Genomic DNA, 15,676 nt, shown 5'->3' with positions numbered 1-15,676 from the left:
AAGTTCTTTTTGATGTTACCCAAAATCAAACAGCGACAACTGGTTGGATTCGGGCAGCCCCTCCAGAAGCCCCAGATCTGCCATCAGGTCGATGACGGTCTTGCTGAGCTTGCTGCGCTGGCGGAGATCGTCTTTGGAAAGGAACGGTCCCTGAGCCGCGGCTTCCACGAAGGCATCCGCTGCCTTATCACCCAGTCCGTCGATGGTCGACAGGGAGGGCATGAGTTTTCCATCAATGATCTGAAACTCATGGGCATTGGCCCGGTAGATATCGATCTTCATAAATTCAAAACCACGGGCATACATTTCCTGTACGCTCTTCATATCCTTCAGGGTCTCCTGCTCTTTCTGGGACAGGGAATCACTTCTTCTCTTATAATCCGCCATATAGTATTCCAGACGGTCCCGGCCCTGACACATGATCTCATAATTAAATGCATCCGCGCGGATACTGAAATATGCCGCATAGTAAGCCAGCGGATAATTGATCTTGCACCAGGCAATTCGCCATGCCATCATAACATAAGCTGCCGCATGGGCTTTTGGGAACATATACTTGATCTTCTCACAGGACCAGATATACCAGTCCGGTACGTTGTGGGCAATCATCTCTTCCTTCCATTTCGGCCAGTTGTCACATTTTCCTTTTGCAACGGTTCCTTTCCGGACGGCCTCCATAATCTTGAAGGACATCTCACTGTCCAGTCCCATACCAATGAGATACGTCATAATATCGTCTCGCGTACAGATGGCCGTAGAAATGGTCGCCTTTCCTTCCTGAATCAGCGTCTGGGCGTTGCCCAGCCACACGTCCGTTCCGTGGGCCAGTCCGGCAATGCGGACCAGATCAGAAAAGTGGGTCGGGTGGGTATCGATTAACATCTGCATTGCAAACTCGGTACCAAACTCCGGAATTCCCAAAGAGCCAAGCCTGGTACCTCCGATATCCTCCGGCTTCACGCCCAGAGCTTCCGTACTCTGGAACAGGGTCATAACTTCCGGGTCATCCAGCGGAATGGTCTTTGCATCCACACCGGTCAAATCCTCCAGCATACGGATCATGGTGGGATCATCATGTCCCAGAATATCCAGTTTCAACAGGTTATGGTCGATGGAATGGTAATCGAAATGAGTCGTTACCGTATCCGTCGTCATATCGTTGGCCGGATGCTGCACTGGAGTAAAGGAATAGATCGTTTCGCCCAAGGGAAGTACAATGATACCGCCCGGGTGCTGTCCTGTGGTTCGGCGGACACCTGTACAGCCTTGCACGATCCGGTCGATCTCACAGTTCCGCTTGCTGGTGCCGCGCTCTTCATAGTATTTTTTTACATAGCCAAATGCTGTCTTATCTGCCAGCGTACCGATGGTTCCCGCCCGGAAGGTCTGACCTGCACCGAAGATAACTTCTGTATATTTGTGTGCCTTGGACTGATAATCACCGGAGAAATTCAGGTCGATATCCGGTTCCTTGTTTCCCTTGAAACCAAGGAAGGTCTCGAAGGGAATGTCAAATCCCTCTTTTAATAGCTTATGACCGCACACCGGGCAGTCCTTGTCCGGCATATCGCAGCCCGCCATTCCGGCATAAGCTTTCACATCATCCGAGTCAAAGTCACTATAATGACACTGGGGACAAATATAGTGAGGACGCAGCGGATTTACTTCCGTGATTCCCGCCATGGTAGCGACAAAAGAAGAACCTACAGATCCACGGGAGCCTACCAGATAACCGTCGTCATTGGATTTCCATACCAGCTTTTGGGCGATAATGTACATCACGGCGAATCCATTTCCGATAATGGACTTCAGTTCCCTCTCCAGACGCTCCGTTACCACTTCCGGCAGATCATCTCCGTAAATCTCGTGGGCTTTGTTGTAACAGATCTCTCGCAGCGTTTTGTCAGAATTCGGGATGACCGGCGGGCATTTATCCGGACGCACCGGTGACAGATGCTCGCACATATCGGAAATCATATTCGTGTTAGTGATGACCACCTCTTCTGCCTTCTCCGCACCAAGAAATTCAAATTCCGCCAGCATCTCCTCCGTAGTACGAAGATAAAGCGGGGCCTGTTCATCAGCATCATTAAAGCCCTTTCCCGCCATGATGATTCTTCGGTATACTTCATCCTCCGGGTCAATGAAATGCACATCGCAGGTGGCAACGACCGGCTTCTTAAATTCTTCACCAAGGCGCACGATCTTCCGGACATTTTCCCGGAGATCTTCCTCCGAGTTTACCGGATTCTTGGAATCCCGCAGCATAAATCCGTTATTGCCCAGGGGCTGGATCTCCAGGTAATCGTAAAAATTCACGATTCTTGCCACTTCCTGGCTGGGCGCTCCTCTAAGAATTGCCTGATACAGTTCCCCCGCCTCGCAGGCAGAACCTACGATCAGGCCTTCCCGGTATTCATTCAGAAGACTCTTGGGAATCCGCGGTCTTCTGGCAAAGTATTTAAGATGTGACCAGGATACCAGACGGTAAAGGTTCACCCGTCCGATGTCATTTTTCGCTAATATAATGATATGATAAGTAGGAAGCTTTCGAATGGCATCCTCATTCGTCCGCCCCATCTCATTGACCTGATCGAGATTCCGAACATCTCTTGCTTTGAACATCTCAATAAATTTCACAAAGATCTCCGCTGTGCAGGCTGCGTCATCCACCGCACGGTGATGATGGTCAAGAGACACATTCAATGCCTTGGCAACTGTGTCCAGTTTAAATTTATTAAGAGCCGGAAGAAGGAGTCTTGCCATAGCCACCGTATCTCCTACCGTAAAGTCCGTAGGAATATTCATACGACGGCAGTTTTCCTCGATAAATCCCGCATCAAAAGAGGCATTGTGGGCAATCAGTCCACAGCCCTCACAGAACTTCAGGAAATCCGGCAAAATTTCTTCGATGGTCGGTGCGCCGATGACCATCTCATCACTGATACTGGTCAGTTCTTCGATCTCAAAGGGAATGGGCTCCTTCGGATTGACAAAAGTACTGAACCGGTCCGTGATCTTTCCATTTTCCACCTTGACCGCACCGATTTCAATGATCTTATTGTTGACTGCGGAAAGTCCGGTGGTCTCAAGGTCAAATACTACATAGGGATCATCGAGGCTTTGCCCCTTGGAATTTTCTACCAATTCCTTCAGGTCATCCACCAGATAACCTTCCACTCCATAAATAACTTTAAACTCTTCATCCTTGGAAATCGTATGGCTGGCCTCCGTAAATGCCTGCACGCAGCCATGATCCGTGATAGCAAGAGCCGGCATTCCCCATGCTTTGGCACGTTTCAGAAGAACTGATGCATCGGTAACGCCGTCCATATCGCTCATCTTCGTATGGCAGTGCAGCTCCACACGCTTCTTGTAGGAATAATCCATACGGGAAGTGGTAAAGTCTGCGATCTTCTTAATACCCACCACGGAACTGATAGTCAGCTCGTGATCAAACCGGTCCAGGGTCGTCATACCTTTGAGCTTTACAAAACCGCCTGCTGAAATCTTACTCCGCAGCTCTTCCAGCTGCTCATTTCTGGTAAACATTTTTACATGGATGGTATCGGTAAAGTCCGATACTGTCAAGGTAACAATGGTACGCTCCCCGCGGATCTCCCGCTCCTCCATATTGAAGATTTTGCCGCGAACGGTTACCTCTCCCATCTCCTCGACGATCTGCTCCAACGGAATCGGTTCATCCTCGAAATCACGCCCGTAAAGTACATCCGGGTTGTCACTTCTCCGGATACTGCCGCTGCGGCCTTCTCCGCCGAACCGTCCGCCGCCAAAAGATTTAGGTGCATTTTCACCGGCACTGGCTGCTGCCGATCCGGTACCATTTCCCGATGGTTTTCCTGCGAATCCCCCTGCTGCCTTTGCTGCCTCACTGACCGCTTTTTTCTCCGCCTTTGCCTCAGCTTTGGCTTCCTTTTCCTTCATAAGACTTTCCGTCAGAAAGCTGATCCGCTGGCGCATCTGCGCCTCGCTCTTCTCCAGGCTCTTGTGTTCTTTCAGATCGACGTAGTTCACATCCACCTTCACCTGAAAGCCGCAGCGCTCATTAAACACCCGGTCCAGAATCCGTAAAATATCATCCACTGCTTCCTTGTCATAGACCTGATCGGAAACCGTCACCCGCAAGTTGTGTTCATCCGGAAACTCCACCTTCGCATTTTTCATAATGCTTCTTTTGTAGGGGCTGTAGGCTTCCAGTTCTGTGAGCACACTGTCCTCATAGAGGTCCCACAATTTTTCCGGCGTGTACTGCTCAGACAACTGGAATTTTTCAAAAAAATAGACCTGTGTCCTCCTGCTGCCGAAAATCTGCCGCTGAATCTGCTTTGCAATATGAAAAAGCTGATCTTTTGCAATCAGCTTTTTGCTCACAATGTACACTCTGAGCACATCACGTTTCGGGTTCGTTGATACCCGGGTTACCATAACCTGCTCAAAGAGACTATGTAATTGTCCGTCTACCTGCAGTGTGCGAAACACTTCAAAAAACGGTTTTTCATTCATTCCAGTTCTCCAGTTCTGTACGAAGAGCATCCAGGAGCTGATCCTCCGGAAGCTTCTGAACAATCTCACCATGTTTGATCAGAAGACCGATGCCGTCGCCGCCTGCGATTCCAATGTCCGCTTCTCTTGCCTCACCAGGTCCGTTCACCACGCAGCCCATAACAGCTACGCGGATGTCCAGTGGATAGTTGGCTACCATGGCTTCTACTTTATTTGCCAGACCGATAAGGTCAATCTTGGTTCTTCCGCAGGTCGGACAGGAAACAACTTCCACACCGCCTTTTCTGAGTCCCAGGGTCTTTAAAATCAGACGTGCAGATTTCACCTCTTCTGCCGGATCACCGGTCAGGGAAACACGGATCGTATCGCCGATGCCCTGATAGAGGATCACGCCAAGACCAACTGCGGATTTGATATTTCCGGAATAAAGAGTTCCTGCCTCTGTAATTCCCACATGCAGCGGATGATCTGTCTTCTGAGCTATCAGTTCATGGGCTTTTGCACACATAAGTACGTTGGAAGATTTGATACTAATGACCAGATTGTCATACCCCATATCCTCGATGATTTTTACTTTATCAAGGGCACTCTCCACAATTCCCTCTGCGGTGACACCGTGGTATTTTTCCACCAGTTCTTTTTCCAGGGAACCGCTGTTCACCCCCACGCGAATGGGAATATTTCTTTCTTTTGCCGTATCCACAACTGCCTTGATACGCTCATAGCTTCCGATATTTCCCGGATTGATACGGATTTTGTCTGCGCCGTTTTCCATGGCTGCAATGGCCATCTTATAGTCAAAATGAATATCTGCCACCAGCGGAATGGAAATCTGCTTCTTAATTTCCTTTAATGCCAGCGCCGCTTCCATAGTTGGAACGGTACAGCGGATAATCTCACATCCGGCTGCAGTCAGACGACGGATCTGGGAAACGGTTGCCTCCACGTCCTCCGTTCTTGTATTGGTCATGGACTGGATCAGGATAGGATTTCCCCCACCGATAACCCGGTCACCGATTTTTACCACTTTTGTATGATCTCGATACATAACACCCTCCTGTTATAATTTTTCTTCCCGGATCGCATCCAGGCGTTTTTGTATACTGTATTTATTAACGTTCAGAACCAAACCGATCTCCATCAGAAGAAACACCGTCGCGGTACCTCCGTAACTGAAAAACGGCAGGGTAACCCCGGTAGTCGGAAACAGATTCGTTACTACCAGCAGGTTTAAAATCACCTGCAGGGCAATGTGGGAAAACACGCCGATGGAAATCATTCTACCCAGCAGATCTTCCGCCGTCTGGGAGATAATAAAAATCCGGTATAGCAGGTAAATAAATAGAAGAATAATCAGACCTGCTCCGAAGATGCCCAGTTCCTCACAGATAATTGCAAAAATATAATCGTTGTAGGGTTCCGGGATTTTACCCAGCTTCTGAATACTGTTGCCAAGGCCCTTTCCAAAGAGGCCGCCGGAACCAATGGCATAAAGCCCTTGCAGGGACTGAAATGCCGTATCTTTTTCATATTCATAGGGCTCCAGCCAGGCACGGATACGGGCAAAACGGAAGTTTGCCTCCAATGCCGACGGATCCAGATGCTTCACATAGTAGACCATCACTGCGACAAATATTACCACTCCTGCCGCACAGAGCATGAATTTCCATTGTTCCGGATGTACCACATACATCATAAAGACCGCCGTTCCCAGTAGAATCGTTGCCGTACTCATGTTATCACTGATTTTCCAGATCAGCACCGCAATAATTCCGCTGGGAATCATAATCTTGATCATGGACAGCCAGCTCTTCAAATGCCGTCCTTTCATCACGATCAATGTGGCCATAAAGACAATCATAATGAGCTTTATCGGCTCTGCTACCTGGAACTGAATGCCCCCCAGACGAATCCACCGGGTTGCTCCCTTTACCGTAACTCCAAGAGGTGTTTTCAGAAGCAGAATTAATCCGATACACAGTACATATCCGGGAATGACAAATGCACTCCATATATGGTAGTTCACAGACGCCACCACCAGCATGGCAATCATGCCAAGAACTGTATATACGATCTGATTTTTCAGAAGATACATAGGATCATAATTGTATGCTTTACTTAATCCCGCCGTGTAATAGCTGGCACTGTAAATCATGACAAATCCGAAAATCATAATGAAAGACAGCACCACCAGAAGGTTCGTATCCAGCCCTCGAAGTCCCGGCTGAAACATCCTTTCCCTCTTTGCCATCCTTTATGCCCTCCGTCTCTCGTAACGGCAGAAACGAAATTCCAGATCAAAGTAGGTCTTCTCATCGCTCTCCCCGGTCAGCTCCCATTCCGGATCTTCTTCCAAATTCGGGAACCAGGCATCTGCCTCATAGGCATGATCCGTCCGGGTCACATGGGCCACATCACAATAGGGCAGAAACTCTTTGTAAATAGTATCTCCTCCTATGATATAGACATCTTCACTATTATACTTTTTCACTTCTTCCAGCACTTCCTCCACACTGTGGCAGACAATGGCGTCCTTCACCTGATAGTCAGGGTTTCTGGTCAGAATAATGTTGGTCCGGTTCTTTAATGGCATTCCTCCCGGAAACGTAGCCAGTGTCTTTCTTCCAAGAACCACGACTTTACCGCTGGTCTCGGAACGGAAAAATTTCATATCCTCCGGAATACTCACCAGAAGCTTTCCTTTATGTCCAATGGCCCAGTTCTGGTCCACATTTACAATCAAATTCATGTTGTTCGTCCTCCTTATTTATACGGCAATGGGAATATTTTTCACCTGGGGTCCTGCCTGGTAATCCTCCACCAGAAGATCTGAGGTAGTAAACTGATAGAAATCTTTCACCTCCGGATTCAGACGTACCTTCGGAGCCGGATAAGTCTCTCTTCCGATCAGTTCCTTAATCACATCCACATGGCGGTCGTAAATATGAGCGTCCGCAATCACATGCAGAAGTTCTCCCGGTACCATATCGCAGACCTGAGCCACCATCATCAGTAAAATCGCATACTGGCATACATTCCAGTTATTGGCCGCCAGTACATCCTGGGAACGCTGATTGAGCACCATGTTCAGTACCAGTTTATCGGACCCTTTTTCCTCGGTCACATTCCAGGTAGTACTGTAGGCACAGGGGTAGAGATGCATTTCACTCAAATCCTCATGTACATACGTATTGGTGATAATTCTGCGGCTGAAAGGATTGTTCTTCAGGTCATACAGCACCCGATCCATCTGATCCATCATGCCTTCCTTATACCGGCTCTTTACTCCAATCTGATAGCCATAGGCCTTTCCAATGGAACCGGTCTCGTCAGCCCACTCGTCCCACACATGACTGTTCAGATCATGAATATTAGCGGATTTTTTCTGATAAATCCACAAAATCTCATCCATGCAGCTTTTCAGGGCTGTCTTTCTCAGGGTGATTGCCGGAAATTCTTTTCTTAAATCATAGCGGTTTACCACACCGAACCGCTTGATGGTATAAGCAGAGCTTCCATCCTCCCAGTGCGGACGGACTTTTTCTCCTTCCGTACTGGTGCCGTTCTCCAGAATATCCTGGCACATATGAATAAATAACTGATCTGCGTAGCTCATGAAATATCCTCAATTCTGTTGATTTTATATTTGCAAGCCATTATAGCTTATCTCCTTTTCTTCTTTTTTATCTGTTCACGGAAAGCGCCATACGACGATAGGTATGTCTCGCTCCACGGATGACTTTGGAATAAGCGGTAATATTTTCCGGAATGGCAATACCCGTATAACCGGAATCTCCCAGATGATGGATATCTGTTCCCGCCATCTTACACATGAGGGCTATCTGCCGGATCGTCTCTGCATCCGCCCCCTCCTGGGATGTCCCGATACTGGTCATGGTCAGCACATTATGACTGTGGGCCACGGCTGCCAGGCTCCTTATGTATTCCATCGTAATGCCGGGAACCGTTCCAGGTGCCGGAAACAGCACAATATCCGCTCCTGCCCCGATAAATTCCTCCACATCTTTTTCCGTGATAATATGCTCTCCGGCTTCACTTAAAATGCCGGATGCGTGCATCTTACCCGCTGCCAGAATCAGTTTGTCTCCCAGCTCACATTTCAGTGTTTTCAATGTATCGGTAATGGCCTGATTGGAAACACCGTTACCGGGATTTCCGGTAAGAAGTACCATATCCACGCCCATTTCACAGGCTTTTACAGCATTTTTCAATGTCGCCATCCGTCCCGGAGACATTTTCCACATATTATCCGGATCTTCTCCTTCATATCCACTTTCTACCGGCTCCAGGTTGATACCAATCATCCGCCCGGTAAGGCGCTTTAATTCCCGCACCCGTTCTTCCGGTTTCACATCCGGCAATCCCTGAATGATCGGGTTCTCTACATCAAAAATATTTAAAAGCAGAATATCTGCCCCAAGAGAAGCGGCTACTTCCGCATTGGTCACATCTCCAAACAGCGGCAATACCGTACCGATCGTCTCGCAGGCCAACGTTCTTCCTTCATTGGCTCCGATGCTGTACAGCCAGTCTTCCTTTGTAAAAGCTTTCACATCCGACGCCGTGCAGTCCAGAAGTCTTTTTCCCATTAGAAAGTTCCTCCTTTTTCTCTCGCTTCTTTATAGATCTGACAGGCTGCACTGTTAGGGCAGCTGTCTACATTGCATTCATAATCTGTCAGTTTCCATGTTCCGTCCGACAATTGCTCATATTCACAGCAGACGGTTCTCGTCTCATTGGTGGTCCGGCAGAAGCCGTTTATAAATTCTTCTCTGATCACTTCCATAAAACCTCCCTGAAATTTTATTATACCGCATTCAGTTTTACATGCAAAGCGGATATTTTGTCATACTTGCTTTTTCTTTCCAAAATGGAGTATGATAAAAATCATAATTACATGGAGGAGTTTTTTATGATTTTTTACTATTATCTGATTGTTGTCAATATACTGGCATTTTTGCTGATGGGTGTTGACAAATCCAAAGCAAAACACCATCGCTGGAGGATTCCGGAGAAAACCCTCTTTCTTTCTGCCATCATCGGTGGTTCTGCTGGTGCCATTCTTGGCATGTACACGTTTCATCACAAGACGAAACACTGGTATTTCGTCGCAGGCATGCCGCTGATTCTCGTGATTCAAATATCCCTTGGATGCTGGTTTTTCTTAAAATAAATGATCTCCGGCCACAGTTTTCTCTTGAAAAATGTAGATGTATCTATTATTATCATTATAAATGCACACGTTTCATAAGAGGTACTAATAATGGATATCAATTACGAACTTTATAAAGTATTTTACTATGTCGCTATTTCCTTAAGCTTCTCCGAAGCTTCCCGGAAACTTTTTATCTCCCAGTCGGCGGTCAGCCAGTCCATCAAAGTGTTGGAGAAAAAGCTGAACCAGCCCCTTTTCATCCGCAGTACCAAAAAGGTACAGCTGACCCCGGAAGGCGAGATTCTGCTGCGTCACATTGAACCTGCCATGAATCTCATCAAGCGCGGTGAAATGCAGATTCTGGAGACCGGCTCCCTGGGAGGAGGACAACTCCGCATCGGTGCCAGTGACACCATCTGCCGCTATTTTCTGGTCCCCTATTTAAGCCGGTTTCATAAAGAATACCCAAACATTCACATTAAAGTCACCAATCAGACCTCCATTGGATGTGTGGATCTGCTGGAAAGCGGTACCGTGGACCTGATTTTCACCAACTATCCGAACTCCCGCCTGGGACACGGATGCCATATTCAGTTTATCAAAGATTTCCACGACTGCTTTGTGGCCAGCCGGAAATATTATGGAGAATTGGAGCATCAGACCCTCTCTTTAAAAGAACTGCTGACTTATCCCATTCTCATGCTGAACCGGAACAGTACCACCAGTGAGTTTCTGCATTCTTTGTTCCAGCAGCAGCAGCTGGATCTGGTACCCGAAATTGAACTTAGCTCCAACGATCTGCTCATCGACCTTGCCACCATCGGTCTTGGCATTGCTTTTGTACCGGACTTCTGTGTCCAGCATAATGCCGGCGATTTGTTCCAGATTCCACTGAAAACCGAACTTCCTGTCCGGCAGCTGGCAATTATTCATAACGAACAAATGCCTGTCAGCAATGCAGCCAGACAGTTTATGAGCTACTTCGAAAAACCTCAGTCCTGATTCAGGCCATTCCAGAACTCTGTCAGATACCCGCTCAGCTCCTGCAGCCTGCAGCGGGCATGCTCTGACCACTCTCTTGGGAAAAGATTCTGATAGGAAGTATTTCCAAATCGTTCGTCCAGCAGAAGAATCACTCCCCGGTCTTCTGTGGTTCTGATCACTCTTCCCGCTGCCTGCAATACTTTGTTCATTCCTGGATATTGGTATGCATAAGCAAATCCATCCATTCCCCTGCGATCAAAATATTGTTTCAGAATTTCCCTTTCCCGGCACACCTGGGGAAGCCCGGTTCCGATAATCATGGCTCCTACCAGACGTTCTCCTGTCAGATCAATCCCCTCTGAAAAAATACCACCCATAACACAGAATGCCGCCAGGCTCTCCTCCCGCTCTTCCTCAAAAAGCCTCAGAAATGCTTCCCGCTCTTCTTCTTTCATATCCCCACTCTGTCTCTCACACCGAAAATTTCCCCGCTGCTTACATTTTTCATAAACAGCTTCCATCAGCCGATAAGAGGGAAAGAACACCAGATAATTTCCTTTATGATTCTCCGCCGTCTGACAGATATAGTCTGCCATTCTTACATATTCCTGTTCCCCTCGCCTGGTATACCGGCTGCTCACATCCATTCCGATGAGCAAAAGCCTCTGCGCCTGCTCAAAAGGAGACTGGGCATAGACCGCATAATCCTCCTGATCTCCCGTAAGCAGGGCTTTATAGTAATTCACCGGAAGCAGCGTAGCGGAAAAGAAAACTGTACTGTTTCCCCGATCCAGACAGTTTCTCAAATTTTCAGAAGGGCACACACAGTAGAGATGGAGCACAAATCTCCCATCTTCCTGAATTTCCATATAAATTTCATAATTTTCATCCAGCCGGTCACAGGTATCCAGAAAGCACTGCATCTGAAACCAGAAATCTGTCAGTGTCTTTCTTAAATTTTCTTCTATGGACTGTTCCAGTATATGGTTCAACTCCTCTGTGAGCTGCATAAGGGGGATCGTGAAGCCATCCACACCTTCCAGACACTTCCAGCCTTCCTCACACTCCCGCTTTAGTGTCAAGAGATACCGGTTACAGCGATCCAGTGCTTTCGTCAGCGCCTGGCTTTTTCCTCTCACCAGTTTTTTCACATCCAGAAAATCTTCCTTACAAAGAGAAGCACTATACATCTCTCTTCCCCGCTCCACCAGATTATGGGCTTCATCCACCAAAAAAAGATAATCCCCTTTCACCCCGTCTGCAAAAAAACGCTTCAGACAGACTCTTGGATCAAACACATAATTGTAATCGCAGATAATCACATCCATCCAGATGGCCAGATCCAGGCTCATTTCAAAGGGGCATACCTGCCATTTTTCTGCATGGGCAAGAATCACCTCTCTGGTACAGGCATCCGGACCTTTGGTCCACAATTCAAAGACCGCATCATTGATCCGGTTCATATGGCCTTTTGCTCTTGGACAATGTTCAGGATCACACTGTACCTCCTCACAGACGCAGAGCTTTTCCTTTGCTGTCAGCACCACGGATTTTACCCGCATTCCCTGTTTCCGGAGCAGATCCAGTGTATCTGCCGCTACGGTACGGGTAATGGTTCTTGCGGTCAGATAAAAAATCTTATCCCCCAGTCCTTCCCCCACGGCTTTCAGTGCCGGGAACAGGGTAGATAAGGTCTTGCCAACTCCTGTGGGCGCCTGAATGAAAAGCCGCTTCTTCCGCAAAATACTCCGATACACGCTTGCTGCCAGATCTTTTTGCCCCTCACGGTATGGATAGGGAAACTGCAGCATTTTTAAAGATGTCTCCCGATGTTCTTTCCATTCTGACTGAAAAGAAAGCCACTTATGATACCGTTCCACCAGATCGCTAAACCAGTCTTTCAGAACCTCCCATTCATATTCTTCTGTAAAAAAGCGCAGTTCTTCTGTCTCCAGATCGGCATACACCATCCGGGTACGAATTCTTGGCAGATGATTTTGCAGCGCGTAAACATAGGCATAACACTTTGCCTGGGCCAGATGCACCCGCTCCGGACATTCCATCTGCCAGATATTCCGATAGGTTCCCTTAATCTCATCCACTACCGTCACATCCTCATCCGTCCAGATTCCATCTGCCCGGCCTTCTAAGATCAGCACCACATCACCAAGGTCCTGCAGAAGCTTTAACGGCACCTCCGCATGATAACCGGTTCCCATCCGTCCCTGAATCTTCCGATGAAGGCGGCTCCCCGCCTGCATGGCTTTTGTCTCTCTTCGTCCTGTATAGCGGCTGTCCAGATCTCCGCTCTTTTCCAGAAATTCTACCAGCTCTCTCACTGAAATCCTGGTTTCCATGTACTCCATTTTTGCACCTCGTTTCAGGTATTATACCATAAAAAAAGACAGTTTCCTAAGAAACTGCCTCAAAAAAGGGGGTATAAAAAATAAAAGGGATAAACTTAAGCAACGGCGTATTTCTGAAGAAAATCTTCAAATGCTGCATCTTCACCATGACATTTCACAGTCAGAACTTTTCCAAGATCCAATGCCAGTACGCCAAGGATGGATTTTCCATCTACAAGTACTCGATTATAATTTACGTCTATATCAAAGTCACATTTTGCTGCGGCTGTCACGAATTCTTTCACATCTTCGAGACCCAGTTTAATCTTTGTTTCTTTCATAATCTTCGTCTCCTTTACTTCTTGGACTATTATACACAAAGCCGAACCACTGTCAAATGTACTGTCTTGCTTTTTTCGACATTTTTTTTGTCTATTTTTATGGATTCCACCTTAATCTTTCCCTCTTTTTTATGCCAATTAAAGACTGTCCAGTTCTTTTATTGGTCATACCATTTCCACCTTTCTTTTCAAAACCCCCAAAAAGCCCATAAAATCAATCATTTTTTACAAAAGTGCAAACCTTCATTATTTTTGTATTCGGTCATATAGGCACGGTACTTTAGCGGTGCCAACTGGTTCTGAAGCTTTGCATTCTTCCGTGCCTCAATGGCAATGGTCTCAAAAAAGCATTTCCAAAGATCTGAAAATTCTACTTCCACCTCTGATTCCTTTAATTCGGAAATGGTTTTCTCTTCTACTTCTTCCACCACGTACCAGGTCTTTCCGGAAGGGTGCACCGCCGTCTTCCTTCTTCGGTGGTCGTAAATCATCCAGTTTTCCAACGGAATCCGATCTGAAAAATGTGATGCAACCAGATCCAGCACATCTCCCTCCGGATCCATTTCTCCCAGGAGAATACCATTTTGCAATTCCCGGAATCGCAGAAATTCAATATACCTGGCTGCCAGATTTCCTGCCTTCCTGCTAAGGCTAAACAGCTTCATAATCTCCGGCTGGGACAGCATCTCCACTGCGCACCGTCCATCCGGCAGGTGAAGCCCCAGCACAATGGTTCGGTAGATCACATCCGCCCGTTCCGGTTCCGTAGCAGCGGCTGCCTGGGCAATCATACGAAACGCATCTTCCCCCATGCGGTTCTTTATCGTCCGCATAACTTTCCCGGCCTTCTCCACATCCGGACTCACATCCTCGTATTCGCAGAACAGCTGCGGATTTTCAATTCCTGCTATAAGCCGCACATTGGCATGTCCCAGGCGGCTGCCCCACGCATCATATACTCCTGTCAAAATTCCTGTTAAACTTTCTTCACACTGAAAAACGCGGATCATCAAATAATGACAGCTGCTGATACATGACGTTCTGTGGAATGTCCGACCGCAGCCTCTCCCTTCTGTCCAGAATATTTCGCAGGATGTAGTCTTCCTCCAATTTCGTCGGATACATCTGTTTCCCCTTGCAGGTAATAAAGTAGACCGCTCTTTTTAAGACTACGCCCATTTTTTTGAGCGCCTCGTAGTCAAGACTTCCCTGTCTTCTGGCCCGCACAATCCGCTGGGCTGATTTATAGCCGATGCCTGGAACTCGCAGGAGTTCCTGATAATCTGCTCTCATAATCTCCACCGGAAACAGATCCAGATGCCGAAGCGCCCAGTCACATTTAGGATCCAGAAATACATTAAAATCCGGCTTATCCTCAGATAATAATTCCTTTGTCTCAAACCCATAATATCGTAAAAGCCAGTCTGCCTGATAGAGACGATGCTCCCGCAGAAGCGGAGGTCCGCCCGGAAGTGCCGGAAGATGGCTGTCATCATTGACACGCACAAAGGCAGAATAGAACACCCGCTTCATCTCATAATTCCGGTACATGCCCTCTGCCATCTTCATAATCTGATAATCTGTCTCTCCACCGGCCCCAATGATCATCTGGGTGGACTGTCCCGCCGGAACAAACTTTGGCGCATGCCGATATAAAATCAATTCTTCCTTATTATTTTTCCGCATGGTCTGTACCTGCCGGATGGGCGTCAGCATCCGCTCCCGCTTCTTCTGGGGTGCCAGTACTTTCAACGCCTCGTCTGTAGGAAGCTCCAGATTCACACTCATACGATCTGCCAGATACCCTGTCTTTTCAATGAGCTCCGGAGAAGCACCCGGAATGGCTTTCACATGGATATAACCCTGAAAGTGATACTCCGTCCGCAATATATACAATGTCTGATACAAAAGCTCCATGGTCAGATCCGGATTCCCCACTATGCCAGAACTCAAGAACAGACCTTCTATATAATTTCTCCGGTAAAATCCAATGGTCAGATCACAGACTTCCCGGGGCGTAAAAGAGGCCCGCGGCACATCATTACTTCTGCGATTGACACAATATTTGCAGTCGTAGATGCATTCGTTGGTCAGCAGAATCTTCAGCAGAGAAATACAACGCCCATCCGCACTAAAGCTGTGACAGATTCCGGCTTTCACACAGTTTCCGATACCGGTACCGTCATTTTTCCGGTCCACACCGCTGGATGTGCAGGCCACATCATATTTTGCCGCATCCGCCAGAATCTCCAGTTTTCTCATCAGGTCCATTGGTTGTTCTATTGTGGTAAGCATACAAAAACACC

General features: G+C 47.5%; 13 protein-coding genes. 2 read left to right on the top strand and 11 right to left on the bottom strand.

Annotated elements, in window-relative coordinates; genetic code table 11:
- Nucleotides 1–15: 15 nt before the first annotated feature.
- From ACZMB2_RS03710 to ACZMB2_RS03680, 7 genes are all read right to left on the bottom strand, one after another.
- On the bottom strand, nucleotides 16–4,524 hold the full coding sequence (locus ACZMB2_RS03710; RefSeq protein WP_487595573.1) for a PolC-type DNA polymerase III: 4,509 nt from the start codon (nucleotides 4,522–4,524) through the stop codon (nucleotides 16–18).
- The gene (gene ispG, locus ACZMB2_RS03705) at nucleotides 4,517–5,572 is read right to left on the bottom strand and encodes a flavodoxin-dependent (E)-4-hydroxy-3-methylbut-2-enyl-diphosphate synthase (RefSeq protein WP_308459591.1); all 1,056 of its coding nucleotides are present in this window, start codon (nucleotides 5,570–5,572) and stop codon (nucleotides 4,517–4,519) included. The genes ACZMB2_RS03710 and ispG overlap by 8 nt, the downstream gene beginning before the upstream one ends.
- 12 nt (nucleotides 5,573–5,584) lie before the next feature.
- Entirely contained in the window at nucleotides 5,585–6,775 is a 1,191-nt protein-coding gene (locus ACZMB2_RS03700; protein WP_487595572.1) for an FtsW/RodA/SpoVE family cell cycle protein, read from the bottom strand.
- A gap of 3 nt (nucleotides 6,776–6,778) precedes the next feature.
- Entirely contained in the window at nucleotides 6,779–7,273 is a 495-nt protein-coding gene (locus ACZMB2_RS03695) for a dihydrofolate reductase (protein ID WP_487595571.1), read from the bottom strand.
- 18 nt (nucleotides 7,274–7,291) lie between these two features.
- A complete protein-coding gene (gene thyA, locus ACZMB2_RS03690) occupies nucleotides 7,292–8,140 on the bottom strand; it encodes a thymidylate synthase (protein WP_487595570.1) in 849 nt (282 codons plus the stop codon).
- A 67-nt stretch (nucleotides 8,141–8,207) separates the two neighbouring features.
- Nucleotides 8,208–9,134 (bottom strand): DUF7916 family protein, encoded by a 927-nt coding sequence (locus tag ACZMB2_RS03685; protein ID WP_487595569.1) that lies wholly within the window; start codon nucleotides 9,132–9,134, stop codon nucleotides 8,208–8,210.
- Nucleotides 9,134–9,331, bottom strand: a complete 198-nt coding sequence (locus tag ACZMB2_RS03680) for a hypothetical protein (protein ID WP_487595568.1) — start codon at nucleotides 9,329–9,331, stop codon at nucleotides 9,134–9,136. Before ACZMB2_RS03680 ends, ACZMB2_RS03685 begins: the two co-directional genes overlap by 1 nt.
- A 126-nt stretch (nucleotides 9,332–9,457) precedes the next feature.
- On the opposite strand from ACZMB2_RS03680, the gene ACZMB2_RS03675 reads away from it, so the two are divergent.
- Both ACZMB2_RS03675 and ACZMB2_RS03670 read left to right on the top strand, forming a co-directional pair.
- Nucleotides 9,458–9,718 (top strand): DUF1294 domain-containing protein, encoded by a 261-nt coding sequence (locus ACZMB2_RS03675; protein ID WP_487595567.1) that lies wholly within the window; start codon nucleotides 9,458–9,460, stop codon nucleotides 9,716–9,718.
- A gap of 90 nt (nucleotides 9,719–9,808) precedes the next feature.
- Entirely contained in the window at nucleotides 9,809–10,702 is an 894-nt protein-coding gene (locus ACZMB2_RS03670; protein WP_487595566.1) for a LysR family transcriptional regulator, read from the top strand.
- On the opposite strand, the gene ACZMB2_RS03665 is transcribed toward ACZMB2_RS03670, so the two are convergent.
- The 4 genes from ACZMB2_RS03665 to ACZMB2_RS03650 form a co-directional block, all read right to left on the bottom strand.
- Nucleotides 10,693–13,050 carry an ATP-dependent DNA helicase gene (locus ACZMB2_RS03665; protein WP_487595565.1) on the bottom strand — a complete coding sequence of 786 codons (2,358 nt, stop codon included), beginning with the start codon at nucleotides 13,048–13,050 and terminating at the stop codon, nucleotides 10,693–10,695. The genes ACZMB2_RS03670 and ACZMB2_RS03665 overlap by 10 nt on opposite strands.
- Nucleotides 13,051–13,145: 95 nt before the next feature.
- On the bottom strand, nucleotides 13,146–13,370 hold the full coding sequence (locus ACZMB2_RS03660; RefSeq protein ID WP_487595564.1) for an HPr family phosphocarrier protein: 225 nt from the start codon (nucleotides 13,368–13,370) through the stop codon (nucleotides 13,146–13,148).
- Between the two features lie 218 nt (nucleotides 13,371–13,588).
- Nucleotides 13,589–14,338: a TIGR03915 family putative DNA repair protein gene (locus ACZMB2_RS03655; protein ID WP_487595563.1), complete on the bottom strand. Its 750-nt coding sequence runs from the start codon at nucleotides 14,336–14,338 to the stop codon at nucleotides 13,589–13,591.
- Between the two features lie 19 nt (nucleotides 14,339–14,357).
- Nucleotides 14,358–15,665: a putative DNA modification/repair radical SAM protein gene (locus tag ACZMB2_RS03650; RefSeq protein ID WP_487595562.1), complete on the bottom strand. Its 1,308-nt coding sequence runs from the start codon at nucleotides 15,663–15,665 to the stop codon at nucleotides 14,358–14,360.
- Nucleotides 15,666–15,676 lie beyond the last annotated feature (11 nt).

The sequence above is a fragment of the Hominiventricola sp. genome (assembly GCF_057604405.1).
Note: the sequence above shows the minus strand (reverse complement) of the source record. Positions and strands in the feature narration are given on the sequence as shown.

Bases quoted from the DNA above. Each gene is read 5' to 3' on its own strand.
- ACZMB2_RS03695 (WP_487595571.1), bottom strand. From the start codon at position 7,273: ATGAATTTGATTGTAAATGTGGACCAGAACTGGGCCATTGGACATAAA.
- ACZMB2_RS03685 (WP_487595569.1), bottom strand. From the start codon at position 9,134: ATGGGAAAAAGACTTCTGGACTGCACGGCGTCGGATGTGAAAGCTTTT.
- ACZMB2_RS03675 (WP_487595567.1), top strand. From the start codon at position 9,458: ATGATTTTTTACTATTATCTGATTGTTGTCAATATACTGGCATTTTTG.
- ACZMB2_RS03670 (WP_487595566.1), top strand. From the start codon at position 9,809: ATGGATATCAATTACGAACTTTATAAAGTATTTTACTATGTCGCTATT.
- ACZMB2_RS03660 (WP_487595564.1), bottom strand. From the start codon at position 13,370: ATGAAAGAAACAAAGATTAAACTGGGTCTCGAAGATGTGAAAGAATTC.
- ACZMB2_RS03650 (WP_487595562.1), bottom strand. From the start codon at position 15,665: ATGCTTACCACAATAGAACAACCAATGGACCTGATGAGAAAACTGGAG.
- ispG (WP_308459591.1), bottom strand. From the start codon at position 5,572: ATGTATCGAGATCATACAAAAGTGGTAAAAATCGGTGACCGGGTTATC.
- ACZMB2_RS03665 (WP_487595565.1), bottom strand. From the start codon at position 13,050: ATGGAGTACATGGAAACCAGGATTTCAGTGAGAGAGCTGGTAGAATTT.
- ACZMB2_RS03710 (WP_487595573.1), bottom strand. From the start codon at position 4,524: ATGAATGAAAAACCGTTTTTTGAAGTGTTTCGCACACTGCAGGTAGAC.
- thyA (WP_487595570.1), bottom strand. From the start codon at position 8,140: ATGAGCTACGCAGATCAGTTATTTATTCATATGTGCCAGGATATTCTG.
- ACZMB2_RS03700 (WP_487595572.1), bottom strand. From the start codon at position 6,775: ATGGCAAAGAGGGAAAGGATGTTTCAGCCGGGACTTCGAGGGCTGGAT.
- ACZMB2_RS03680 (WP_487595568.1), bottom strand. From the start codon at position 9,331: ATGGAAGTGATCAGAGAAGAATTTATAAACGGCTTCTGCCGGACCACC.